This is a genomic window from Cytobacillus dafuensis (genome assembly GCF_007995155.1).
Lineage (GTDB): Bacteria > Bacillota > Bacilli > Bacillales > Cytobacillaceae > Cytobacillus > Cytobacillus dafuensis.
In genome coordinates, this window is record NZ_CP042593.1 from 4,236,565 (window position 1) to 4,262,895 (window position 26,331).

The window sequence follows — 26,331 nt, forward strand, 5'->3', positions numbered from 1 at the left end:
CGAATGAAAACAATACTATTAGTCGATGACGAACCACTTATGCTTGATTTACTATCACTATATTTAACTCCTGCAGGTTACAAATGTATAAAATTCCCTTCAGCAGAAGATGCCCTTGTTTATTTAGAATCTTACCAAACTGACCTCGTCTTACTTGATATCATGATGCCAGAAATGGACGGATGGGAAGCATGTCGTGAAATTAGAAAACATTGGGATATCCCCATTATTATGCTTACTGCGATGAGCGAGAAACCTGATATTGTGAAGGGATTAAAAATTGGTGCAGATGATTATATTTCTAAGCCTTTTGACGAAGAAGAATTGCTTGCAAGAATAGAAGCTACTTTACGAAGAAACAAAAGCAAGAATGGCAGAGTAGCCTTTCAAGGTCTAGTATTGGATTTAAATTCCTTTGTCCTTCAATATAATAAAAAGGAAATCTCGTTAACACCTAAGGAATTTGCGATGATGGATTTATTTTTAAATCATATCAATAAAGTCTTTACAAGAGAACACTTCATCACTTCTATATGGGGGTACGGGGTGTCAACAGAAGATCGCACTATTGATTCCCATGTTAGAAATTTACGGGATAAGCTTAGAAAGGCAGGTTTCCCTGCTGATGAACATCTGGTTACTGTGTGGGGTGTAGGGTATAAATGGGCTGGGAAGGTATAAAGAATGGAAGCTATTTTACTAAACTGGTTTCCACCTAATCCAATTCTTGCTGTTCTCCTTAGTTTAACTTTAAATATTATTGTTGCTATATCTGGTATTTTACCTAGTGCATTTATCACAGCTGGAAACATTGTCTTTTTTGGATTTGAAGCTGGGCTATTGGTTTCGATTACTGGGGAAGCAGCTGGTGCGATTGTGAGTTTTGTTCTATACAGAAAAGGATTAATAAAGCTTTCATCTAACTTTAAAAAATCAGAGTCTAAGCTTTTACAAAAGTTAAAAAATACAGCTGGAGCAGAAGCTGTGTTACTTGTACTTGCCCTCAGGATTTTACCTTTCATTCCTTCTGGAGCTGTTACACTAACTGCAGCTTACAGCAAAATGAAACTGCTATCATTTAGTATTGCTAGTACTTTAGGTAAAATCCCCTCGCTATTTATAGAAGCATATTCTACTAACCAATTACTGTCATTGGAACTCGAATTGCAGCTTGGTGTCATTCTTTTACTTTTTATACTTGCAAACTCTTATTATCTAATAAAAAGAAAATACAAAAGAAAAAAATAATAATAGATTAGAAAAACTAGGAACAGCGGATTTCTACTGTCCCTAGTTTTTTGAAAAAAATATTAATCTTGTAGTACCTACTTACTCATTGATTAGAATATATTCCAGTATCAAAAACTCCAGTAAGTTATCGTATCGAGAATCCCTAAAATGATCATTAGTCCGCCAGCTAGTTTTTGAACCACTGTGCCAAGCTTGCGCCCCTTCTTTTTGATTAATGATCCTCCTAGATCCAAATACCATATTAAAAAAATGGCAATAATCAATGGCAAAGAGGTCCCTATTGCAAAGATAATTGGTAGAACTGCACCGTAGCTTACTGAAGCGGCCATGGGGATAAGCGTCATAAAAAATAAAGTAAACATAGTAGGACAAAATCCTAGTGTAAAACTTACCCCCATAAAAAATGCACCTAAATTTCCCTTTTGCTGCAATCTTTCTTGGATGCTGCCAAAAGAAAAAGATTTATGAAATTTTATAATACCTATCATAAAAAGACCAATAAAGATAAACATCGGGCCGACAATTCTTCTAATCCAAGGAAAATAAGAGATTAAAGAGTTTTTAACTTCGCTTCCTAATAACCATACTAAAATACCTAAGCTAGAAAAAACGGCTATTTTTCCAAAGGTGAAGAACAGAACACTTTTCCAAGCAATTTTTTGTTGAATGGATTGATTTCCATATACTGTGATCGCACCTAAATTCCCCGTAAATTGGCATGGAGCCAATGCCCCGACAATTCCTAATACGAATGCAGATAGAATAGGAAGACCTGTTGTACTTAGCCCGATATTTACCAACGGTTGAGTTAATAAATTGCTAATTTGGCTGAAAAAATCATACATCCCATACCTCCGCTTTATAAGAAACAATAACTAGAATATGAATCTATTTATTCCAGTATTATTATATCCTATTGAACGTTCCCTTCTTGAACAAGAAGAGTCCAATTTTTTGTACCATCTAGCGTTTGATTTATATCTATCCCCATAAGAACTAGGCCTTCATTGAAAGCCCAGTTCAAAATATCATACTAATTTAGCCCTCAATGACCTCCATGCCCACCTCCACTGGCCGAGGTAATTTCAAGCATTTGGTCAATCATTCCCTGTGTTTTCATTGATATTGCATCACTTGATCCAAGGATAAAAGCATGATTGTAAGGACCCACTGTTGGATCATCTTTAAATGTAGGCTGTAGTTGTGCTAAAAACTCATGAGTTTCGGCAGATAATTCACCCTTATCTAGCCAAATTAGTGGTGCATGCTTTCCTAAGTGGGCAAAAGGTGCTCCCGCAATCGCAAACTCAGCATTCTCTGTAGATATGAACTCTAATCCATAACCTGGTTCTGTCAGTCCCCACCCAAATTTCGTTTTTTCATCTTTAAACTTTGCAAATGCGATAGAAGTCTCTACAGGATCCTTCCCCTGAATTCTTGTTACAGAACCAAACTCTTGTAGTTTATTTTCAATGTCAGAGGTAACAGCTGTATCAGGTCCAAGAATATAAATATTTGCCCTATTATTTCTAAGCTTAAGAGCATCTACTGTCGCATCTGGAATACTATCTTTCGTTACGTAAAGAACTGGCTCAGGCATGTGAGCGATCCAATTCGCTGCTAGTAAAGAATACAACTTTGCTTCTTCCTCAGAAGAAACAATGATGACACTCTGTGGGATATCTCCTGCTACTTCTGCATATGTTAAATCAACATTTTTTGCAAACTCTGCGGAATCATCTCCCGTAATTTGCTCAATAGAATAATCTTTTAACAAATCAATTATTTTTTGATCTGCATCTCCTATTACCATGACCTCAGTTCCATCATCATTTCCTACAGGAGATAATCTCTTCAATTCCTTCATTGTTTCTTCTGGAATATCCCCATCTTCATAGAATAGTACAGGTCCATTATTAGGATGGTGAATTAAATCCGTTGCAGCAAGAGCATACTGCCAATTATCTGCAGGAACAAGTAATACTGTGCCTGGCTTATTATCATCTTGCGTTGCTGGCCAAATCGTTTTCGAAACACTAACGGCTGCATCAATTAAATTTTTCGAATCAAGCCTTGTTACATTTTTAGTACTGAACACGTTAGAAGCATTTTGTGTTATTTCTTCGTTTTTTTGTTCTGGTTTATTAGATGTACATGCAACAAGTCCAAGAGCTAATAAAGTCACAAAGAGTATAGTCCACCATTTTTTCATACTTTTCCTCCTCAAAGTTTTCCATATTAGAAAAACTTGGCGTTCGCCAAGTCCTTTTTGGCGAATGCCTTAGTTTTTCTTATGCGATCTTATAAGCAGATATTTAATTGAAAACACACTCTACCTTTAGTACGTTAATTAGCTTAAACTTTCCTATTAGCTAAAATATACAAAACATTAGTGCAGAAAATATGCAGAATTCATGTGATAATTGTCCGTAAAAACCAATTTGCATTATCGGCTTTATCCATTTTTGCCTAAAAACCGATATAAATACCGCTTTATTATTGTAAATAAAGAAAACTCGCCGATTGGCGAGCCTTGGAAAGGCGAAGACAGAGGCGTAGTTGCACTTATACTTAATTCCTAAAATTGGCAACTACGTCGGATCATCTTCTGCGCTGGCAATTTATACTTTCTTAACGTATAAAAAAAGTGCACATCCTCTTTTAATCAGGAAATATTAAAAGAGGAGTGCACCAATATTCAGATTCTTATTTACTGTCCATATCAATCCTAGTGTTTTCATGAGGAAAATATTCTTTTGTCATTTTGACATCTACCTTTAACTTGAAAATGTAGTAATGCCAATGACAACTGCAAAAATAATTTAGAAAAACTCGGCATTCGCCAAGTCCTTTTTGGCGAATGCCTTAGTTTTTCTTATGCGATCTTATTAGCAGATATTTAATTGAACTCACACTTTACTTTAGTACGTTAATAAACTTAAACTTTCTTATTAGCTAAAATAAGACCAAGTCCACGGTCAAACCAATGCAATCTACTATCCTAAAATCGAAGTCACAATATGCTTAGAGTCCCATTGACCTAACGAAAACGTTGTAATTTGGTACTTGCGCGGGAAAAAATGCTCCTGAATTTCCTGCACTGACATACCTTGTTGAAATAATTTCTTCACTTCGTCAGTAACATGATACAAATAATCAAGCTTTTCCTGAAGCTTTTCTTTTCCGTTCTTGATATATCCTGCGTGATTACAAAATACTTCTTTAAAATCATAGGATAAGATATGCTCAATTGATTCAATAATTTGCGGAATGGATTCGCTATCCATTATGACCTTTGTTTTTACCTGAACGAACAAATCACCAGAGAATAGCTGGCCGGTCGACATATTCAAGTAGGCAATATGATCTGCCGAATGTCCTGGTGTAAAAATACTCTTCCAATTATATGTACGCGAATGAAACGTTTCTGGCACTGGCAAAGGGCGAAAAGGTGGTCGCTTACCCCAAAACAGCTGTCTATAAAGTGGATACTTTCCCTTTTTTTGTGCTTCTGTAATCGACTTTTTGTGTATATAGACTGGTACATTGCGCTGATTCTGAAGCCAAGCCGCACAACCTGTATGGTCTTCGTGAATATGTGTACAATACAGTGCATCTATCTGTTGCTCGTCAAAAAACGCTTGAAACTGTTTCGCTAATGATTTCGAGCCTGCATCAATTACAATCCCATCTGTTGCATAACTATATACATTTAGCTTCACCGACTGAAACTGAATCGAACCGTTCGCATAATGAATGTCTCCTACATTACCTCGCTCCAACTTTTTTTGAAACAACATCTCAGCACCCCCACCCTTTTTTGCTATCATAGCATAAAATGAATGGTTGTTCATTCAGAAATTGTACATAAAGTGATAACTTCTATTTCAACAAAAAAGCAACCCCATTTAGTAATTGAGTTGCTTTTCGTTATTTCCTATTCATCCATGTTTTTTTATTCTTTAACCCTCAACAATCGTAATGAATTAAACACCACGATGAGTGTTGCTCCCATGTCTGCAAAGATAGCCATCCATAATGTTAGCCATCCTGGGATAATTAAGATTAATGCCAATAATTTGAGTCCAAGAGCGAATGTCATATTTTCCTTAATAATTCTTAATGCTCTGCGACTTAACTCGATTGTATAAGGAAGTTTATTTAAATCATCCGCCATTAAGGCAATGTCAGCTGTTTCAATCGCCGTATCAGTCCCAGCACCACCCATTGCGATCCCTACTGTTGCAGTTGCTAATGCTGGTGCATCATTAACACCATCTCCAACCATGGCAACTTTTCCATATTGTTCTCTTAATGATTTTATGGTTTCTAATTTATCTTGCGGCAATAAATCAGCCTTTACCTCACTTAATCCAACCTGTTTTGCAATTGCTTGACCTGTTGCTTGATTGTCTCCAGTCAACATAATGGTTTTTTGTATTCCGATTTCAAGCAATTTTCGAATGACTTTGGAACTGCTATCTCGCACTTGGTCGGCAACAGCAATCATCCCGATAATATCTTGGTCTGTGCCAACTAACATGACGGTTTTTCCTTGAAGTTGCAACGCTTTTATTTCCGCTTCAACGGAAGAAGGAAGATGACTCATTTCTTCAAAAAGCTTCGGACTACCAATATAATATAATTCATTGTTTACAAGTGCTCTTGCCCCTTTACCAGTAATCGATTGGAAATCCTCCGCTTTATAATCATTTAAGGAAATCCCTTTTTCTTCAGCTTTTCGAATAATAGCTGAAGCTAAAGGATGCTGTGAGAATTTCTCAATGGCCATAGCGATTCCTAATAAATCGTTCGCTTCTTGTCCTTTTAATACTTTAATATCTGTTACTTCTGGGGTTCCTTTTGTTAATGTCCCGGTTTTATCAAAAGCAATAACTTTTAATCGCCCAGCCTCTTCTAAATGAATTCCACCTTTGATTAATACACCTTTTTTTGCTGCGTTTCCAATCGCTGTAACAATAGCTACAGGAGTGGAAATGACCAATGCACAAGGACATCCAACAACTAATACAGCAAGGCCGCGATAAATCCATTCAGACCAATCCCCACCCATAAATAATGGCGGAACAACTGCAATTGATAAAGCGATCATAATAATAACAGGAGTATAGTATTTCGCGAATTTATCAACAAATGCTTGGGAAGGAGCACGTTCTGCCTGTGCCTCTTCAACTAAATGGATTATTTTTGAAATTGTTGTATCTTTAACTAGCTTAGTTACTTTTACTTCTAATGAACCTTCTTCATTTAATGTTCCTGCAAATACTTCATCACCAACTGTTTTTAAAACAGGAATGGATTCACCTGTGATAGCTGCTTGATTGATAGAAGATTGCCCTTTAATGACTTCTCCATCCATTGCCAGCTTTTCACCTGGTTTAATGATTAAAATATCACCTAATTTTATGTCTTCAACATCCAATTCCATTTCTTGATGACCACGTCTTATGAATGCAGTTTTTGGAGCGATATCCATTAGAGAGCGAATAGATTCACGCGCTTTATCCATTGAATAGCTTTCTAAGGCTTCGCTTACTGCGAATAAGAAAACAACAACGGCCCCTTCACTCCACTCGCCAATAACTGCAGCTCCAATTATCGCGATCGTCATAAGCGTTTTCATATCAAATTGAAGTTTCGTAAGGTTTTTCAAACCCTCTTTAAATAGGTCAAAACCACCAATTAAAATAGATAAGGCAAAGATAAAGATGGTTGCCAGATGTGCCTCTCCAAATGAATACATGGAGGTGTATCCAAAGATTAGGAAAATAAGAGAAGCCATTGTATTTTTATTTTCAGCTTTCTTCCAGAAAGGGATTTTTACTTCTTTTACTCTTTGATTCTCAGGCAGCACTTTAATACCATCAAAAGCTCCGGCTTCTTCTAGTTGTTCAATCGTTGCTTCCCCAATGACAGTTAATTTTGATGCACCAAAATTTAGTTGAACATCATTCACTGTTTGTATCTCTCGAATATTCTTTTCGAATTTTGCTGCACAGTTGGTACAGGAAAGGCCTTGTAATCGATATGTTTCTTTATTATTTTCTATTGCCTTCTCCATTGCCTACACCTTCTTTAGAATGAATTAATGCGATCGATACTAATTGATGAACATGATCATCTGATAGGGAATAAAAGACAAGCTTTCCTTCCTTTCGATGCTTGGCTAAGCCCAAATCACGTAATAAACGTAAATGATGGCTTGCTGTTGCCGTTGAAGACCCGATTATATTCGCTACGTCACAAACACATAATTCTCTCTCTATTGTTAGGGCATAAGCAATTTTTATTCGAGTAGAATCAGACAAGGCTTTAAATAATAACTCTACTCCACTTATTTCCTCTATTCTCTTTTGAACACGATTAACCTTTTCTTCATCAAAACAAAATGTCTCGCATGTGTCATGCGTGTTTATATTTATATTTATATTCTTTTGACTCATTTCCACACCTCATTCAAAAGATTATTTGATTATATATAATATTAGCTTATGCCACAAACTTTAAATTGTCAAAAAATATTCAAATATTCTTTTGAATAAACATTTAATTTATAAAATTAAACTGTAAAATAACAGGAGAGTAAGAAATGAGATAACTGTATAAAGAAAAAGTGTTTTTCTTTTTCGAGGATGTGGCGCATTTGTTAGCCAGCCCGTTCATCGATAAAAAAGCATTAAAATTTGAGGGAGAAGAGGAAATGACGAATAAAAAGAATTCTTCATTTAAATTAGTAATGATTATTACCGTGCTTATTTTTGCAGCTCTGTCTGCAGCTGTCATTTTAAATAATAAAAGCTCGGAAACAGATAAAGATATAAGCTATGATAAACAGCCATCTATCGAGGGACAGCCAACACTAGGAGATCCAGATGCTCCTGTTACAGTTGTGGAATTTGCAGATTTTAAATGTCCTGCATGTAAATCATGGAGTGAGACGTTTTTTCCACAGTTAATGGAGGACTATGTTGATAAAGGTGACGTCAAAATTTCCTTCGTTCACGTACTTTTTCATGGTGACGAATCAAAATTGGGCTCTTTAGCTGCAGAGGCAGTCTATAAACAAAGTCCGGAAAGCTATTGGACATTTAATAAAGAACTTTTTAAAGCACAGCCAACAAATGCTGACCACGATGCTCTGTGGCTAACAATGGATTTAATTAATGAAATTGCAAGTTCCATTCCTGGCATTAATTTAGAACAGTTAGAAAAAGATATGCAGGATCAATCAGTGATTGACGAAGTAAATAAAGACTCAAAGCTAGTGGAAGAGTTTAAGGTTGAGTTGACTCCGAGTATTATGGTAAACGGTACAATGCTCGAAGATCCGTTTGATTATGAAAAGATAAAAAGTCTTATAGACGACGCATTAAAAGGTAAAGACAAATGATAAATCGGAATCAAATATATTTATATATCGCTTGGATCGTTTCAATAATAGCGACACTTGGAAGTCTTTATTTTAGTGAAATCCGGGGTTTTATTCCATGTGAGCTTTGCTGGTATCAAAGAATTCTTATGTATCCCTTAGCTCTAATACTTGGGATTGGAACATTCCAAAATGATTTTTCAGTTAAGAAGTTCGTGCTGCCATTGGCGTTTATCGGCTGGTGTATTTCATTTTATCATTATCTCGTACAAAAGGTTCCTGGTTTTGCCGAAATAACGCCTTGTGTGAATGGTGTTCCTTGCAGTGCACAATATATTAATTGGTTTGGCTTTATTACCATTCCTTTCTTAGCTCTAACAGCCTTTACTATGATTATCATTTTGATGTTTCTTTTAAAGAAGCCATCTGAAAGATATACTTTTAATTTTTAATGAGAATAGACTAAGTATTAATCAACTTTTTTTAAGTTTCGAAGAAAAATCATGGTTGGTGGCTTCCTTCGACTTCATTAATGACACACATTCACACTTATCATTCGTTACCGTCGTCCAAATGCAAAGATCATTAAAGTCGATTTGTCATAGGGGTTCAAACACACAAAACACCGTTCGAAAATAGAACGGTGTTTATTTATTGCTTAAGTAAAAAAAGATATCTATTCCTTTGGTTAATACTAGGATACTAACCAAATAAACAAAGAAAGGTATCACCAAAATCTGTAACTGAAAAAATAACTATTCATTTGAGGAATGTTTCCTGTTTGAAAAAATGATCAATTTGAGCTTCTTTTTCTTTGCATATTTGGTATTGAAAAATAGGTCGTCCAATCGATCCATATTGTTCATTTTCTTCCAAAATCCCCATATCAGTTATAAATCTTAAATATTTCCTGACTGATACTCTTGATATTCCTAAACTTAAGGCAATATCTTCTGTTACAAATGGCTTACAATCATAAGTGATAATTTCCTTAAATATAAGCTTTAATGTAGCCTTTGTTAAACCTTTTGGAAATTCTTTCAGTTCTTTATCATTATCTATTCTTAACACTTGTCTATCTATTTCAAGCTGATTCAATTGATTAAGTTGCTTTAAAGTTTCAGTGCGTTCTCGATATTGCTCTAGTCCTTGCTTAAACCTATCAAATGTAAAAGGTTTTATTAGATAATCGAATGATCCATATCTAAAAGCTGTTTGAATAGTCTCGTTATCTGAAGCTGCAGTAATTAATATTACATCGATACAAACATCTTTGCTTCTTAGACTTTTTAATAGATCTATCCCTGTTTCGCTAGACATATAAATATCTAATAATAGCAGATCAATATCATTTTCCTCTATAATCGTTATAGCTTCTTTCGCCGAAGAAGCTGTTCCTATTAAATAAAAACCGGGAATATCCTTTAAATAAAGCTTATTAATTTCTGCTACCATCGGATCATCTTCTACAATTAATACTTTAATCATTTTTCATCACCTCAGTTAGAAAAATACGAACAAATTTTCTTGTTAACAAACATATATTTGCCGAAAATTAAAGCACTTTTTCTTTATAAAATCAGCTTAAAAAATATTCTTGAGCCACCTATTTATGAGCTTTTATATAGGGTAGTTTAATATAAAAATTTGTTCCATTGCCTTCTTCGGAAACAACATTTAACTCTCCGTTTAAACCGTCAATTTCTTTCTTTACAAAATATAATCCTAAACCTCTATCAACTCCTTTAGTTGAGAACCCTTTCTCAAAGATTTTTTGCTTATTTATTTCGGACATTCCAGTACCATTATCTGAGACTTCTATTAACAATGTTTCATCTGTATAATCAAAGATTAAGTCTACAACCTTTTCGTTTTTCTCACTTACAGCATCAAAAGCATTGCTTATTAAATTACCTACAATTTTTATTAATGAATACGTATATTCTCCACTTTCGTTTTCATAGATAGTCTCTTCACAATGAAAATTTAACAGGATTCCTTTCTCATGAGCATAGCTAATTTTCCCCATAATAAATCCAGCTAATGTAGCATCTTTGATTTTCTTTGCGACTGAAATGACCTCTTTTTCGTTATATGTTACTAAATGTTGGATGTAATTTTTCAATTTATCATAACACCCTAATTGGATCATCCCTAGAATGACGTGGAGTTGATTCATGAATTCATGTGACTGTGCTCGTAATGCCTCAGCATACATCTTTACATCTGTCAATTGTTCAGCTAATTGTCGAATTTCCGTTTGATCTCTGATAGTAGCAACTGCTCCTACTACTTTCCCTTTTACAATAATAGGAACTCTATTAACATATAGATTTAATCCATTAAAATGTAATTCTTCATTTAATTCTGATTCTTCATTAATAAGTACCTTACTTAAATTAGAAAGTGGTATAATCTCTTCTAATTTTTTCCCCACGGAATTTTCCTTAATTTTAAATAGCTTGCTAGCCGATTTATTTAGAACTGAAATATTTTGATCATGATCAATGGCAATTATTCCTTCATGAATTGATTCTAACAATGCGTTTCTTTCTTGAAGTATCTTTGCTATTTCAGCAGGCTCCAAGTTAAATAATATCTTCTTAATATAATTCGCTAAAATAACCGCTCCAGTCAATCCAAATAACAAACTTAAATAAGTCACGAAAACAATATCTGAACGCCCTTTACTAATCTCATCTTCTATTTCATCTAATGATACTCCTACTGCAACGGCTCCTATTTGACCTTTATTTTTATCTATAATTGGCGTAAAAACTCTCTGAGATTTTCCAAGTGTACCTGTAGAAACAGACGAACTTTCCTTTCCGTTCTTTAGTACTTCTTCTTCATCTCCACCAACAAATTTTTTTCCTATTTTTTCGGGATCGGGATGGGATTTTCTTATACTGTTCATATCCATGACTGTAATAAAATCTACCCCTGTTAATTTTAATACCTCAGTTGTATATTCTTGAATAAAAGGCTCTTTTTCTTTATCTAATAGTGCATCTATAATTAAAGGATTATTCGCGACCATTCTTGCTACATTAAAAGCATTTTCTTCCTGATTTTCCTTAATGGTTGCCGATGCCCTCCTTTCAGTAAGAAAACCTTGAAATGCTACAGATATGACAACAACAAAAAATACAAGAATAACGATTAAACTAACTAATTTGGGACGTCTTATATTCATATTTCTCCCCCAACACAGCAACTTAAACTTTGTGATTTATTTCACGTAAAATTATAATAGCATAAAAAAAGAAGGTTCTTTCTAAAATAGAAGAACCTTTCACAAGATATTAATAATTTCCTCAATCTTACGTAAAGTAAGATTGACAAGTATGTCTGAAGCTAAGATGTTTTTTCGATCCACTGCTAAAATTGGTTTTTAGTATAATTTCTAGAAATGCAATTGATTATTTTAAGGCAACACCAAAATCTAGTATTTTGGTATCGATTTGAATTTCTTATATTTACCTGTCTTTAACCGAAGATGGAAGAAATCTTCTAAATGGTCTGCCCATTCATAGATTTCTTCACCTTCCTTCTTTTTTACAATTCCGTTAGATACTTTTATCCATTTTTTCGAATCGTGATCTTGAAAATACCCTGTAATAGAAATCGCTAATGGATGGAATTTTTTATTAGCATAGATTGTCCCATAGTGGATATAGCTTTCCCTATACTCGTCATGAATCCAATCTTCCTCTTTATTTTGAAGCCACATGACATCATTTTCGATAAATCCGATCAATTTAGCCGTTTTGCTATAAATGTATTCCATTTCCATTACCTCTTTTACTAAGATAATACTAAACTATTCTTAAGCATTGGAATAGCATCTACTACATGTCTTTGTATAGCCAATTCTTCTGGAGAGAAGCCTAAAGCTAAACCGATCAGTTGTGGCAAATGTAGAATTGGCATAGTTATATTTTCACGGAAAGATTTCTGTGCATCTGGCTGATAAGCATCTAACTGCATTTGACATAATGGACACGGTGTTACAATACAGTCTGCGCCTGCTGCTTTTGGGGATAAACAGTTAATTCCAGTCATATTCATAACTTCTTTCTCAGCAGGGAAAACCGCATGGAAGCCACAACATCCAAGTCTTTGATCAAATTCTACATTCTCAGCACCTAAAACTTCTGCAACCATTTCCATTGATTGAGGGTTCATGTGATTCTCAAAACCCATAATCTTCGGTGGCATTATGATATGGCAGCCATAGAAATTAGCAACCTTTAATCCTGTTAGTGGACGCTTTACTTTTTTCTTTAAGCGGTCAAGTCCATAATCTTCGATTAGTGCCCATAGTAAATGGGTAATTTCAACGTTCCCTTTATATTGCATACCAGTGCCTTTTAAGCTATCGTTCACCTTATTACGCAGCTTTTCGTTTTTATCAAGCTTAAGCTTTGCAGTACGGAGCATTAATGTACATGTATTACAAACCGTGAGAATTTTTGAAACACCTAGTTTCTCCCCTAAAGCGATATTACGAGCATTGATGGAGGTAGCCAAAAAATTATCTACGTCTTGAATATGGCTTGCTCCGCAGCAAGTCCAACCTTTTAGCTCGATTAATTCAATTCCTAATGCTTCCGCAACCTTCATTGTTGAAATCATGAGTTCCTCAGCAGCTGATTCTAATGTACATCCTGGAAAAAATGCATATCTCATGAGTTTTTGACCTCCTCAGCATACTTGTAAATTTCTTTTACTCCTCTAATACCCTCAACGGCTTTAGGCATATGGAATGGATTGATTTTTCCTTTTCTGATCATACGTAGAGCAAAAGGAACTTTTGTTGTAGCTGTTTTTATCAATCCGTCCGTCTTAATTGGAAGCATTGTTTCATTTAAACGACCTTTATTCCGAACGTCATCATGGAAGGCAAAAGCATGTTTTGCTCCTTGATTGTTGGTTTCCCCCAATTTGATGGATTCTTGTCTTAAAAAGGCGATTTGATCGGTTAATGGTATTCCCTTTGGACAACTTGATATGCATTGCATACAGTGCAAGCATTTCCAAAGCTCATTTTCATACGCTGGGAGAATATGCTCATTTGGAGCACAGTCTCTAGAATCTACCGCAAAACGATAAGCACGATTTAAAATAAAGGGCTCTAAAAAAGTTCCGTCATTGACAGCTAGCTGATTACATTCCGACGCACATACACCACAAAGAATACAGTCTGTTGGAGACGAAATTTTGTGAAATGCATCCTCACTCTGTGTAAAACCTTTTTCAACATTACCTTCGCTTGATGGAATCAACCATGGTTTCACCTGCTTCATTTTTTCCATCTTAGGCTCCCATGCAATAGCAAGGTCTTTAATAACCTCAAAATTACTTAATGGTTCAAATACGAGATTATCAGTTTGGAAGGTCGCTAAGACATCATCAAGTGATGTTTTACAAGTCAAAAATGATTTTCCATTGACTTTAATTGCACAACTTCCACAGATGGCATGGCGACAAGCTGATGTGAAAACAAGGGTTGGATCTAATTGTTCACGTATTGTTGTTAAGGCCCATAGAATTGTTTTGCCTTTTTCGTATTGTAATTGATAGTCTTGATACCATTCTCTGTTCCCGTCGAATCGTTTGATTTTATAATGTATCGTTCTCATTAGTATTTTCGCTCCTCCGGTTGATATTTCGTAATGGTGACCGGGCTATAATCTAGGCGATAATATTCTCCTTCGTTATAAATTAGTGTATGCTTTAAGAATTTTTCATCATCTCTAGCTGGATAATCTCCTCTTGAATGAGAACCACGGCTCTCTTTTCGATTGATGGCCCCCAATGCTATTGCTTTTGCGAGTTTTAACAAATTGCCGATCTCCACATAGTTTATGAATGCCATATTGTAGGTCTCGGAAGGATCGCCAATATAAGCATCTTTGAATTGCTCGAGCAGTTCTTCAATTGTATGGTAAGCTTGCTTCATTTCTTCTTCTGTGCGGAAAATTCCAACATTATTCCACATTGCTTCAGCCATCTTGTCGCGAATTTCAAACATTTTGATGCCTGTTTTTTTCTTGCGAATGGAATGGAATTTCTCAGTCCACTCTTTTTTCTCTTGCTCCAGTTTTAATGTAGATGAAAACGAGCGTTTTTTTGCTGACTGCTGGGCACCTAAACCAGCATATTTACCGAATAATACGACGTCAGCAACAGAGTTACCACCTAACCGGTTAGCACCGTGAATGGATACTGCACAACATTCGCCAGCTGCATGAATTCCTTCGATAGGTGTAGCACATGTTTTGTAATCTACTACATGGATACCACCCATCGTATAGTGGCAACTAGGTCTGATTGGTACAGGCTCTTTAATGAGGTCGACACCTTCAAAGTCCATTGCTAGTTCACGAACTTGCGGAAGACGCTCCATAATTTTTTCCTCGCCTAAGTGCCGTAAATCCATTAATACGTAAGAACCCATTCCATCACCAAAGCCGCGTCCCTCTTTAATTTCTGTTTCAATTGAACGTGAAACGAGATCACGTGGACCGAGCTCCATTTTGTCAGGTGCATAGCGTGACATAAATCGTTCGCCGTCTTTATTAATTAAATATCCACCTTCACCTCGACATGCTTCTGATAAGAGAACACCAGTGGAGGCAAGGCCTGTTGGATGGTATTGAATGAATTCAGGATCCTTTAATGGAATCCCAATATCGAAGCAGGCTGCAGTCCCATCTCCTGTCATATTGATCGCATTGGTTGTTCTGCTCCAATACACACGACCAAAACCACCTGTTGCAATAACGACTGCCTTAGCTTGGATCGCATGAACTTCGCCTGTACGGATATCCATTGCAACTAACCCTTCGAAATGACCATTATCAACTGCTAGTGATAGTAAATACCAGTCATTGTGAAAGCAAACATTATTCTTTAAACATTGTTCATATAAGGCATGGAGAATGACGTGCCCTGTTTTATCTGCTGAATAGCAAGTTCTTGGACTTGATGCACCGCCGAATGGACGTTGCGCAACTTTTCCATTTTCATCGCGAGAAAACGGAACACCCATATAATCAAGCTCAGATATAAGTTCCGGCATATGAGAGGTGAAAAATTCGACAGCATCTTGATCTGCAAGGAAATCGCTACCCTTTACTGTGTCCCGAAAATGCTTTTCAACCGAATCCGTATTGTCACGATAGCCCATCGCTGCATTAATTCCGCCTTGAGCTGCACCTGTATGAGAACGGGTTGGGAATATTTTACTAAGGACAGCTACTTTTAAGCTTGGATCTTTACTAGCGTAAAGAGCAGCCATCATTCCAGCCCCGCCTGCCCCTACTACTACAACATCGTATTTAAGCATGTTAAATGCCTCCTAGCCATTGGTGTATTATTCTTCTTTAAATTGTTGAACTCCAATTTCGTATAAATTATTTCCTTCACTGTCGATTGCTACAATGCATGGGTAATCCTCAACCTTTAACCGACGAATTGCTTCTGGACCTAGCTCAGGAAAGGCAATTACCTCTGCTTCCTTTACGGAATCGGCAATAAGGGCGGCCGCTCCACCAATCGCAGCAAAATATACAACCCCATACTCTTTCATAGCCTCAATGACTTCTTTGCTTCTTGGTCCTTTTCCGATCATTCCTTTAAGCCCTTGCTCGATCATTGCTTTCGAATAAGCATCCATTCTTCCACTCGTGGTAGGCCCACAGGATCCAATTACTTTTCCAGGCTTCGCAGGTGTTGGTCCAGCATAATAGATAACCTGGTTTTCAAGATTGACGGGCAAATCCTCACCTTGAGCAATTGCATCAACCATTATTTTATGAGCTGCATCACGGGCTGTATAAATAACACCTGTAATTGAAACTTGATCTCCCGCTTTTAGTCCTTTTATTTGCTCCTCCGTTAAAGGAGTGGTTAGCTTTTTAATCTCTGACATTTTCTTCCCTCCTTAAAGTACAACCTCTTTATGTCTGGCAGCATGGCAATTAAGATTCACAGATACTGGCATTGTTGCAATATGCGTTGGATAAGTTTCAATGTGAACTGCTAATGCGGTTACTTTGCCTCCAAATCCTTGTGGTCCAATTCCAAGCTTATTAATCTTTTCTAATAGTTCTTTCTCTAATGCAGCATACTCTTGGTTAGGATGTGGTTCACCGGCCGAACGAGCGAGTGCTTTTTTTGCAAGCAATGCACACTTGTCCATTGTTCCTCCAATCCCAACACCGACGATTACTGGTGGACAAGGATTACCTCCCGCCTGAGTAACTGATTTAATAACGAAATCCTTAATTCCTTCTAGTCCTTCTGCAGGTTTAAGCATTTTTAGGGCACCCATATTTTCGCTTCCTGCTCCTTTTGGTAGGACTTGAATTTTAATTTTGTCCCCTGGAACAATCTCTGTGTAAATAACAGCTGGTGTATTATCTCCTGTATTTTTACGGTTTAATACAGGATCTTCAACTACAGACTTTCTTAAATAACCCTCTTCATACCCCTGCCTTACTCCTTCATTGATTGCATCTTCAAAATGACCATCAATAATTTGGACTTCTTGCCCTATCTCTGCAAATATGACAACAATTCCAGTGTCTTGGCACATAGGTGCATGTTCTTTTCTTGCTAACTCAACGTTCTTTACAATCTTCTCTAAGCTGTATCGACCGAAATGTGACTCTTCTACTTTTACGGCATCCTTAATTAATTTCTCAACATCTGCAGGAAGATCACATGCAGCACTTATGCACATTTCTCTTACAGATTTAATAATTTCATTCACCGATACTTTTCTCAAAGTAATTCCTCCTCGTTAAAATTATTTCTATGAAGCGAATGGTTCGTAAACGTTAGATGTTTTAATTTGAAATTCATGTTCGACTTTTTTACATTTTTCACATATATAACAAGGAATCTTTAACTCATATCCATCATCGCTACCATGAAAAGAATCAACATATTCACCCTTCACTAAGTTAGCATTACAGCATCGCGATTTTGTCATTATCCTCTTTCCTTTACAAGGTATTTTCCTCTAGTCTTCTACCAAAGTCCGAGAACTTTCCACCAAACTCCACCGACAAGGCCCCAAATTAAAATGTGAATAATTGAAATGATTAATCCCAGTGACCACCATTTATTTTGTGAAACAAAACCCGATCCAAAAAATACTGGGGCTGGTCCACATCCGTAATGAGTAGTACAAGCAAATAAATTACTAAAAAATGCTAGAAGTAAAGCAGCCAACATCGCTGGTGCTCCTGCAGTGATTGCTACTGCTAAAAATGCCCCATACATCGCACTTACGTGGGCAGTATTACTAGCAAAGAAATAGTGTGAATAGAAGTAAACTAGAGCTAGAACGATTAAAGCAACTATCCAAGACCAGCCACTTACTAATCCTTCAATCTGTGCACTAAACCATGGGATCATCCCTAATTCATTAAGGTAGGTTGCCATCATAACTAGCGCAGCAAACCAGATGAGCGTATCCCAAGCTCCTTCTTCTTTTTTGATGTCATTCCACGTTAATACCTCTGTTAAAAGCAATGCCGATAAACCAATCAATGCCGTTGTTGTAGCTCCAATTCCAATGTTTTCTCCAAAAATCCATAAAGCAAGAATTAAGAAAAAGATACCAATCATATACCATTCGGATTTTTTCAGTGCTCCCATTTCTTGAAGCTTTTTTGTAGCCATTTGGGACGCACCAGGAGTTTCTTTAATTTCAGGTGGATACAGTTTATATATCACTAATGGGATAATAATTAAGCTAACTATCCCTGGAACAAAAGCTGCGACAGCCCATCCAGTCCAAGTAATATCAACGCCTGCTACATCCGCTGCAATGGAAACAGCTAAAGGGTTTGCAGCCATTGCTGTCATAAACATGGCAGAAGTAATCATATCTCCTTGGAAAGCAACTTTTGTTAAGAATGCTCCCATCTTTCTTCCCGTTCCATTTTCAGGGGAAGATCCAAATGTACTGGATAGCGATTTAATAATCGGAAATATGATTCCCCCAGCGCGAGCAGTATTACTTGGCATAGCTGGTGCTAATACAAGGTCACTTACGAGTAATGAATACGATAATCCTAATGTCTTTTTACCAAATTTTTTCACGAAAATATATGCTACACGAGTTCCTAAGCCCGTTTTTATAAAACCTCTAGAAATAAAGAAGGCAATAACAATTAACCATATGGTTGTATTTTGAAAACCACTTAATGCGTCCTGTAATTCCAATGTTCCTGTAAGAACAGTCGCTGTAATTGCCAAGATCGCAACTCCCCCCATTGGCAATGGCTTTATAATTAAACCAACAATGGTAGCAACGAAGATAGCAAATAGATGCCATGCTTTTTCATCTAACCCGGATGGGGCATTAATAAACCACAGTGCCGTACCAATGGCTAGCACGATCAATAAAGGAATTATTTTCACTTCTTTTTCTGACTTTGAACTTTTTGATTGTTTTGGTTTTGACTTTGATTCTGCTACTGCTTGAGTCATAGTTTATCCTCCTAATAGAGCGAATGAAAATACTTCAAAAAGGTTGCTTCAATTTGTGAAGTTTATCACAAACATTCCGAAAAAAATCTGCAACGATTAGATTTTCTATAGACCGATCCTTAGAAAAGAATCATCTGATCACAGGCTGCACCCCCGATTCCGAAATTGTTAATAATTTATTTCCTAATTCAATACTACTTACTTTTTAACCCAATAGTTTTTTTGGAAATAAATGAGCTCGTTTTGTAAGTATATTAATTGTTTTGTAAGTAAAAAAAGTAAGAAAAGTAAATATTTTCTAAGTTTAACAAGTTGATAATAGTGTAATTCCTGAATCAAAACACACAAAACACCGTTCGAAATAGAACGGTGTTCATTTATTGCTTTAGTAAATATGATCATAAAGTGAAACTTCCATCAGTGGGGGTTTTCTTTCATCCCCCACTGATGGTTAGTTGAACCAATCGGGCCTTTACGGGCAGTTGATCCCCCACTTAGGTTTCTTTAATTCTCTCTCAACCTTGAAGTGGGGGTCTTACTGCCCGTTAATCTGCGATAACTGGTCACTTTTTAAAATTTGTTAGGGAATTGTTTAACGATCCCTTTTGATAGTGTATCTGCAATCTTGATGATATGATCTATCCCTTTGTCTAAAGCAGCGACACTCGCATCCCAATCTTTTACCAGTCTTGCAGTAACATCCTCTGTTATTAAAGCTAAATACATTTCTAACAACCTCTTTAAATCTGCTTTCGACCAATTTGGATTGGCTTTGCTAAGGAAATCTGCTAAATCATCAGCATTTTTATACCACTCTTTATTAAATTTTTCAAAATTAGCTTTGTTACCGCTTTTTGCCGCATCGACTACTTTTCCGGCTAAGAGGATATGCTGCTTTAACAGCTCAGTCAGTTTATTGCCTGCTTCTTCTCCATAATAACTCTTGATAGCATTCCCTATATCCTCCTGATTTTGTAATAATCTCGCTAATACTTTTTCTTTATCGTCTAGACCTGCTAAAGCACCAACAATATAAAGCCTTGTCCACATGACATGGTCCGTCCAAAGCTTCCTTAAGTCACCCTTCAGCTTACATGCAGCTGGGCTAATACACTGTCCTTGAGGTACATTTGCTTGCGCATTTGTTGATAATGGTGAAAAAATTATAGCAAAAGTCATTAAACATAACGCTAACTTCAGTAACTGTTTTTTCATTTAATCTGCTCCTTTTTAATATTGTAAAAATGTCCTTATTATTTTGGTTTTAATTTCAAATTTCATCCTTCTTTATTAAAAAAGGCTGTAATCTTTTTAAAGTACTCTTTTTGCTTCGGAAAGCACCTGAAAAAAATCTTTATTCAAATACTTGTTTGAATAATAAAGTTTATTCATTTATAATTGGTAATAACAATCAAATGAATATTTGAATAATAAAAAAGGGTGTTCTAAAATGTTAGATGTCGTTATTATTGGTGCTGGTCAAGCTGGCTTAGCAATGGGATATTGGTTATCCAAATCACAAAAACAAAATAAATTTCTCATAGTTGATAAAAGAGCTAGAGTCGGAGAAGTTTGGAGAGAGCGATACGATTCTTTAGTTTTATTTACACCTAGAGCCTACAGCTCATTGCCGGGATTAGCACTGAAAGGAAATGGTCACGAATTTCCTACGAAGGATGAGATTGCAAATTATCTTGAAAACTACGCAAAACATTTCAGCTTGCCTTTACAACTTGAGACCGATGTTAATAAAATTAAAGAAGAAGAAGGTTTTTATAGCATTTACACAAATAAAGGAACGATTCTTTCAAAGCAAGTGGTCGTTGCTTCTGGTCCTTTTCATACGCCATTTATTCCGACCATTTCAAAGAATTCAAGTTCTGATATTTACCATATCCATTCTTCCGAATATAAAAATTCGAATCAATTACAACCTGGTAATGTCCTAATTGTTGGTGGCGGGAACTCAGGGGCACAAATTGCAGCTGAACTTTCAGAAACTCGAGAAGTTCACCTTTCAGTGGGTCAAAAAATTCGATATTTCCCTTTAACCATTTTCGGAAAAAGCTCTTTTTGGTGGTTTGACAAAGTAGGAATTCTAAAAGCTACGAACCAATCAGTCGTTGGAAAAAGAATACAAAAATTAGGAGACCCCATTTTTGGCTTTGATCTAAAACATTTAGTTGAAGAACGTAAAGTTCACCTACACGCTAGAACGATAACAATTACCGATAAGAAAGTAGAATTTGAAAATAATCAAAAACTTGAAGTGCAAAACATAATATGGGCTACTGGCTTTAAAGCCGATTATAGCTGGATTCAAATCGAAGGAATATTAAATGAAAATGGACAGCCTATTCATACTCGTGGTATCACTAATAAAAAGGGGTTTTATTTTTTAGGGCTGCCTTGGCTGCATAAAAGAGGATCTTCCCTCCTCTTAGGAGTAGGGAATGATGCAGAGTTTTTATTTAAGGTGATTGATAAAGAATGCTAATATAATATTATTGTACATATATTGACTGGAGGAATTCGCATGGTTATCCAACCAAACATGTCTCCCCTATCCATTTTGGAAGCTTGGGAAAATACAAGAAAAGTATTTGAAAAACACAATGTTCCAATTACAACGATTTTATTGCAAGATTCCATTCATCCGGAAATACTCACGGAGTTACTAAAGGAGTTAAATGAATCAATCGGAAGCTCGGAAACCACCTGTATTGAAGGGGGCTGAAAGGTTCCAACTAAGGAGTAGGTTACTCCTCTCGCAAATGTAGGTAAAAAAACCATCATGGATCACTCTTGATCCATGATGGTTTTTTTGAAATAAATTGATTCAGAGTTATACGTCATATACCAAATCTGCATTACTAATTGGTTTTTCTGTATCCAAGTAATGTTGTTCACCCGGCCAGTATCTTCGCTCATACTTATTCAGTCTATCTTGAAGATCCCCAATATACGAATCACGATTTAAGACTCTTTCATACCTCAATTCACGAGGGCAATCAATAAAAATAGTAAAATCGTAGAACCCTCTCCATTCTTTTCTTTGCAGAAATACACCCTCAATAAGAACAATACTGTCAGCAGCTACTGTCATTTGTTTCGTTGAAGTTGAATCAGTAAATTTATCATAAAAAGATAAAGATATATTATGACAGCGATTATGTAGCCTTTCAAAAAAATCAGTTGTCAAGTTATTAACATCCCATTGCAAATAATAAAATTCATACCATTCTTCGTGTCCTGTTTCATATCGTTTATTTCTTTCAACAATGTGATCATCAATATGGAAAACGACTGTATCAACGTTATTCTTATTTAATTCTTGTTTAATTTCTTTTACTAATGTCGTTTTTCCTGCCCCGCTTAATCCATCTATTCCAACTATAAAAGGACGATCTTTATTGGAAATTATTGAAAATTGAAATATTATTTTTTCTGTTATTTCTTTAATGGACATCCATTCATCCCCGATTCCGTCATACATTAATTGTTGAAAATAAATACTGTTATCTTGCCGCCATCCCTCTTCAGCTTCCAAATAAATAAATCCATTGCAATAACTAGATTTTATCATAATATACAAATACTTCTTCTAAAAATAAAGAAAATAGCCATAGTTGTTCTAGAAATGTACCCAACTAATAGAATATAAAAGTTAAACCCTATTGAAATCAATTTATCCGTTCTAAAACAAGATTTAAGTTTTAATTCCACAATTTTCATAATATAGTATATAATTGGGATTGCAACTATATATTAGGAGGGTTATTTTTGAGAAACTTGAGGAAACTCGGAATTTTAACATTGTCTACTGGATTGTCCATTGGAATTCTAGCCCCAGGAGTAAGCGCAACATCACTAGTAAATAAGAATCATACTAACGTACAAATCGCACAGGCAGAAAAGGTTGTTACAAAAAATGAGCTTATAAAGAAATTCAGGGAATTTTTCCCCCAGTTTAATTATTTAAATGATAGTGACTTCCATATGGGGAGCGGCCATCATTTTCCTGGTGATGATACGATTCGATATGACTTAAACTTTCACAAAAAAGTAAACGGGAAACAAGAATATGGATATGTTAGTTTTGTTGGTGATCAATTAGAGATTGAAAATTTTAATTATCAACCAGCTAATGCTGTAGATGCTTTATTTCCAGCAAAAGTAACAAAAGAAAAAGCGAAAGAAGTGGCTAAACAGTTCCTGAAAAATTTCCCTAACAGCGGTGAATATCAACTGCAAGATTTTGACCTCTACGACTACTTCCCAAGTACTCAAATACTTACAGAACCCATCAGCTATCCATTTTCTTTCGTTCAAACAAAAAATAAAGTACCTATTTCAGACCAACGGATTCATATAACAGTGCTTGGTAATGGAGTGGTCAGTAATTTTAATCGCAGTACAAAGGATATGGGATCTCAATCATTTGATGATGTAACGAAGGCTTTGCCTGAAAACAAGATTATTTCGAAGATTAAAGAAGATGTCTCTATTGATTTACAGTATAAAATAGATTTTGATTATCAAACAGGTGACAGACATGTGAATCTCGTTTATCACCCAACAAGTGACGTACTAAGTGTACATGCCCTTTCTGGTGAATGGCAAACCGCAAATGGTTTTTCTGCCGAGCTTCCAAAGGAAAAAAAGCTTGAGCTCATTTCTGCTCAACCGATCGGACCAAAGAAAACCAATTTTTCTCTAGAAGAAGCGAAGGCATTGGCCGAAACATTGCTCAAGGTTGATTCCAATGATATTAAGTTAAGGATTGAATCAATTAATGAAGAAAAAAATCACAATGGCCAAGAAATCATTAGCATTCAGTATATGTACGAATACCGTAATGGTGGAAGCGGGACAAATTTGGAATTAGATAAACATACAGGCGATATCATTCAGTACAATGATCTCAAGCGTGACGTACTTGAAAACAAAAAAGGTAGTCATACGATTTCTAGTAAAGAGGCTCTTGATCAAGCAGTGAAGTATTTAAAACAGTATTCACCATCTTATCTTCACAACTATGCAATGCCGTTAGGAGAAGCTAATTTTGAAGATGAAAGAGGGATTTATCATTTTATCTTTCCAAGAGTAGAAAATAATATTCTCGTAAATGGTGATCACATTTTTGTTAGTGTTCATGCTGATGGTTCTTTAAACAGTCTGAATGTTAATCGTTCAGATATTAAAAACTGGCCGTCTACAGACAAAGTCATCCCAAAAGAGAAAGCAGCAGCTAAATTTTTTGAACAACTAAGCTTAAATCTTCAATATGTTAAAGAAGGATCGGGTCAAAATAAGGATCACTATCGTCTTGTGTATACACCAGTATTCAACAAGAATCCGTTTAACTTTTTAGATGCAAACAAAGGCGAATGGAATAGTGTGGTTACTAAGAAGAATCGTCAAGTCATTTCACATCCGTCGGCAAAGGAAGAGCTAAATTATCTTATCAATGCTGGAATATTAGATATTGGGGATGTGAAAACATTCAATCCAGATGCACAAATAACAAAAGGTGCCGCCATTGAAATGATTACGAAGTCACTCACTCGAATCCATGACAGCTTCCCAGGTCAAAAGAATAAAAGTCAATCATTTAAAAACATTCCTCCTGAGCATCCTTTATATCAAGTGATCGAACGTGCAGTAACGCTAGGTATTCTTGATAAAGAAAAAGACACTTTCAATCCAGCTGAACACCTTACAAGAGAAGAATTAGCAGTTTGGTATATACGCGCATTGCAACTCGACCAAGCAGCAAAAAATCAAGGCATCTATCAACTTAAGTTTGCAGATGCAAAAGATGTACAACCTGAAAACATTGGATTTGTTGCCTTAGCACACTCATTAAATTTATTATCTGCTAACAAAAACAACTTCAACCCTGACCAAAAAGTTACGTATGCACAATTAGCAGTGTCTAATGTTCGTTTAGCTCATGAGTTCTATAAAAAAGGAATAGAAATCCATTATTATTAAGCGTTTGGATCAAGTATCCGCCCATTTTTGGGCGGATATTATTTATATATTCGTTTATATATTGAAGCTCCATAACAACGCAATCAGGCCAATTCGAAAACAATTTAATTATTGTTTTTTCACGAGTGATTAAGGTTTTTCTGCCCCAAAGTTCGATAGTACATTCTATCAATCTCTCTCAAAAGTTTCTATGAATTCATTAACTTTTTTGGACATTTCCTTATACTGCGTCCAATGGAGATAATGATGTCCTTCTAAAGTGACGAGTTTATTTGTCGTTACATTACTTAATTGCGATTGATAAAAAGTAATATTGGTTTTCCCATTTCCACTTACTTTATCTTTCATATCCTTAGCAAAGATCATGACAGGCAAGTCTGGAGAAAATGACATGTCTTTCGTTTTCATTATGTTTTTTTCCATTTCACTTGCTTCATTCACTACATTTTTATTCATACCTTTCCAAGCAGAAATGTGTTTCGTCATCTTTATATTCTCATCAGAATAAGTTCCTTTATCCGCTATAGGCAAGACATCACTTGGGTTGATATATGAAACCAATCTTGCCATTCCAGTTGGTGCAAGCAGGCTCATATATTTGGGCAAAGTTGGCGCAGGTTCATTAAAATACTTCACCGCTTGAGGCAGGGTGAGATCATTCCCTATAATGGCTTCAATTTCATTTGGGTATTTATTAGCATAATACATGCTATATATGCCAGATACAGAGTGAGGCATTAATATGTATGGCCCTTCAATGTTTGATTTCTTCAAAGCCGTTCTTATTTCTTCTACTATGTTTTCAACGGTTCTTTCCTTATCAGTTGAGTCACTCCAACCATATCCAAAAGGCTCTACAACGACAACCTTATTATTTTTTGCCATTTCATTCATTAGAGGCTCGAAATCCAACACAGGTGCTGCAGTACCAAGTCCCGGTAATAAGACAATCGTATGCTCACCTTCACCTTTTGTATAGACATGCATTTTCTTATTATCTATTTCAACTAATTGCCCTGGTGCTGGGTACTTTTTTTGTTCATATTTACTCATAACATGATGGAAAGCGATCCAAACAAGGAGGACTGCAGCTATCATCAATAAAATATTTCTAGTAATCTTCCAAAATCTAAACTTCTTTTTAGTTTTCATTCTTTCCACTACTTCCTATATAAATTTTC

At 35.8% G+C, this 26,331-nt stretch carries 24 protein-coding genes; 7 read left to right on the top strand and 17 right to left on the bottom strand.

Going from position 1 to position 26,331, the window contains the following annotated elements:
• The first annotated feature begins 3 nt into the window (after positions 1-3).
• Positions 4-681 (top strand): response regulator transcription factor, encoded by a 678-nt coding sequence (locus tag FSZ17_RS20290; RefSeq protein ID WP_057773759.1) that lies wholly within the window; start codon positions 4-6, stop codon positions 679-681.
• Between the two features lie 3 nt (positions 682-684).
• A complete protein-coding gene (locus tag FSZ17_RS20295; protein ID WP_057773760.1) occupies positions 685-1,248 on the top strand; it encodes a TVP38/TMEM64 family protein in 564 nt (187 codons plus the stop codon).
• Positions 1,249-1,358: 110 nt separating this feature from the next.
• Here FSZ17_RS20295 and FSZ17_RS20300 read toward each other — a convergent pair whose 3' ends face one another.
• The 5 genes from FSZ17_RS20300 to FSZ17_RS20320 all read right to left on the bottom strand — a co-directional run bounded on the left by FSZ17_RS20300 (position 1,359) and on the right by FSZ17_RS20320 (position 7,715).
• Entirely contained in the window at positions 1,359-2,096 is a 738-nt protein-coding gene (locus FSZ17_RS20300) for an urease accessory protein UreH domain-containing protein (protein ID WP_057773762.1), read from the bottom strand.
• Positions 2,097-2,296: 200 nt separating this feature from the next.
• Positions 2,297-3,463 carry a cell wall-binding repeat-containing protein gene (locus tag FSZ17_RS20305; RefSeq protein ID WP_057773764.1) on the bottom strand — a complete coding sequence of 389 codons (1,167 nt, stop codon included), beginning with the start codon at positions 3,461-3,463 and terminating at the stop codon, positions 2,297-2,299.
• A 784-nt stretch (positions 3,464-4,247) separates the two neighbouring features.
• Complete coding sequence (locus FSZ17_RS20310; protein WP_057773766.1) at positions 4,248-5,051, bottom strand: MBL fold metallo-hydrolase; 804 nt, start codon at positions 5,049-5,051, stop codon at positions 4,248-4,250.
• Positions 5,052-5,206: 155 nt separating this feature from the next.
• Complete coding sequence (locus FSZ17_RS20315) at positions 5,207-7,333, bottom strand: heavy metal translocating P-type ATPase (protein WP_057773768.1); 2,127 nt, start codon at positions 7,331-7,333, stop codon at positions 5,207-5,209.
• Positions 7,311-7,715 carry an ArsR/SmtB family transcription factor gene (locus FSZ17_RS20320; protein WP_057773770.1) on the bottom strand — a complete coding sequence of 135 codons (405 nt, stop codon included), beginning with the start codon at positions 7,713-7,715 and terminating at the stop codon, positions 7,311-7,313. The genes FSZ17_RS20315 and FSZ17_RS20320 overlap by 23 nt, the downstream gene beginning before the upstream one ends.
• Positions 7,716-7,972: 257 nt before the next feature.
• Here FSZ17_RS20320 and FSZ17_RS20325 point away from each other — a divergent pair, with 257 nt between their 5' ends.
• Entirely contained in the window at positions 7,973-8,662 is a 690-nt protein-coding gene (locus FSZ17_RS20325; RefSeq protein ID WP_057773953.1) for a DsbA family protein, read from the top strand.
• The gene (locus FSZ17_RS20330; RefSeq protein ID WP_057773772.1) at positions 8,659-9,093 is read left to right on the top strand and encodes a disulfide oxidoreductase; all 435 of its coding nucleotides are present in this window, start codon (positions 8,659-8,661) and stop codon (positions 9,091-9,093) included. The genes FSZ17_RS20325 and FSZ17_RS20330 overlap by 4 nt, the downstream gene beginning before the upstream one ends.
• 307 nt (positions 9,094-9,400) lie before the next feature.
• On the opposite strand, the gene FSZ17_RS20335 is transcribed toward FSZ17_RS20330, so the two are convergent.
• The 10 genes from FSZ17_RS20335 to FSZ17_RS20375 all read right to left on the bottom strand — a co-directional run bounded on the left by FSZ17_RS20335 (position 9,401) and on the right by FSZ17_RS20375 (position 20,368).
• Complete coding sequence (locus FSZ17_RS20335; protein WP_057773774.1) at positions 9,401-10,129, bottom strand: response regulator; 729 nt, start codon at positions 10,127-10,129, stop codon at positions 9,401-9,403.
• Positions 10,130-10,247: 118 nt separating this feature from the next.
• Positions 10,248-11,837: a DcuS/MalK family sensor histidine kinase gene (dcuS, locus tag FSZ17_RS20340; RefSeq protein ID WP_057773776.1), complete on the bottom strand. Its 1,590-nt coding sequence runs from the start codon at positions 11,835-11,837 to the stop codon at positions 10,248-10,250.
• Positions 11,838-12,086: 249 nt separating this feature from the next.
• Positions 12,087-12,431, bottom strand: coding sequence for a hypothetical protein (locus tag FSZ17_RS20345; RefSeq protein ID WP_057773778.1), 345 nt, complete (start codon positions 12,429-12,431; stop codon positions 12,087-12,089).
• Between the two features lie 17 nt (positions 12,432-12,448).
• Positions 12,449-13,333 (bottom strand): CoB--CoM heterodisulfide reductase iron-sulfur subunit B family protein, encoded by an 885-nt coding sequence (locus FSZ17_RS20350; RefSeq protein ID WP_057773780.1) that lies wholly within the window; start codon positions 13,331-13,333, stop codon positions 12,449-12,451.
• Entirely contained in the window at positions 13,330-14,286 is a 957-nt protein-coding gene (locus FSZ17_RS20355; protein WP_057773782.1) for a succinate dehydrogenase/fumarate reductase iron-sulfur subunit, read from the bottom strand. The genes FSZ17_RS20350 and FSZ17_RS20355 overlap by 4 nt, the downstream gene beginning before the upstream one ends.
• Positions 14,286-15,995, bottom strand: a complete 1,710-nt coding sequence (locus FSZ17_RS20360) for an FAD-dependent oxidoreductase (RefSeq protein ID WP_057773783.1) — start codon at positions 15,993-15,995, stop codon at positions 14,286-14,288. The genes FSZ17_RS20355 and FSZ17_RS20360 overlap by 1 nt, the downstream gene beginning before the upstream one ends.
• Before the next feature lie 27 nt (positions 15,996-16,022).
• Positions 16,023-16,580 (bottom strand): Fe-S-containing hydro-lyase, encoded by a 558-nt coding sequence (locus FSZ17_RS23545; protein ID WP_057773785.1) that lies wholly within the window; start codon positions 16,578-16,580, stop codon positions 16,023-16,025.
• A gap of 12 nt (positions 16,581-16,592) precedes the next feature.
• Complete coding sequence (locus FSZ17_RS23550; RefSeq protein ID WP_057773787.1) at positions 16,593-17,438, bottom strand: fumarate hydratase; 846 nt, start codon at positions 17,436-17,438, stop codon at positions 16,593-16,595.
• A 245-nt stretch (positions 17,439-17,683) separates the two neighbouring features.
• Entirely contained in the window at positions 17,684-19,153 is a 1,470-nt protein-coding gene (locus FSZ17_RS20370; RefSeq protein ID WP_082625300.1) for an anion permease, read from the bottom strand.
• Positions 19,154-19,723: 570 nt separating this feature from the next.
• Positions 19,724-20,368, bottom strand: a complete 645-nt coding sequence (locus FSZ17_RS20375) for a hypothetical protein (protein ID WP_057773792.1) — start codon at positions 20,366-20,368, stop codon at positions 19,724-19,726.
• 235 nt (positions 20,369-20,603) lie between these two features.
• Here FSZ17_RS20375 and FSZ17_RS20380 point away from each other — a divergent pair, with 235 nt between their 5' ends.
• Positions 20,604-21,650, top strand: a complete 1,047-nt coding sequence (locus FSZ17_RS20380; protein ID WP_057773794.1) for a flavin-containing monooxygenase — start codon at positions 20,604-20,606, stop codon at positions 21,648-21,650.
• Between the two features lie 39 nt (positions 21,651-21,689).
• On the top strand, positions 21,690-21,890 hold the full coding sequence (locus FSZ17_RS20385) for a hypothetical protein (protein WP_057773795.1): 201 nt from the start codon (positions 21,690-21,692) through the stop codon (positions 21,888-21,890).
• A gap of 108 nt (positions 21,891-21,998) precedes the next feature.
• Here FSZ17_RS20385 and FSZ17_RS20390 read toward each other — a convergent pair whose 3' ends face one another.
• Positions 21,999-22,739, bottom strand: coding sequence for a kinase (locus FSZ17_RS20390; RefSeq protein WP_228460243.1), 741 nt, complete (start codon positions 22,737-22,739; stop codon positions 21,999-22,001).
• Between the two features lie 197 nt (positions 22,740-22,936).
• On the opposite strand from FSZ17_RS20390, the gene FSZ17_RS20395 reads away from it, so the two are divergent.
• Positions 22,937-25,150 (top strand): S-layer homology domain-containing protein, encoded by a 2,214-nt coding sequence (locus tag FSZ17_RS20395; protein ID WP_057773797.1) that lies wholly within the window; start codon positions 22,937-22,939, stop codon positions 25,148-25,150.
• Between the two features lie 168 nt (positions 25,151-25,318).
• Here the strand turns inward: FSZ17_RS20395 and FSZ17_RS20400 are convergent, their stop codons facing one another.
• Positions 25,319-26,302 carry an alpha/beta fold hydrolase gene (locus FSZ17_RS20400; RefSeq protein WP_228460244.1) on the bottom strand — a complete coding sequence of 328 codons (984 nt, stop codon included), beginning with the start codon at positions 26,300-26,302 and terminating at the stop codon, positions 25,319-25,321.
• Between the last annotated feature and the right edge of the window lie 29 nt (positions 26,303-26,331).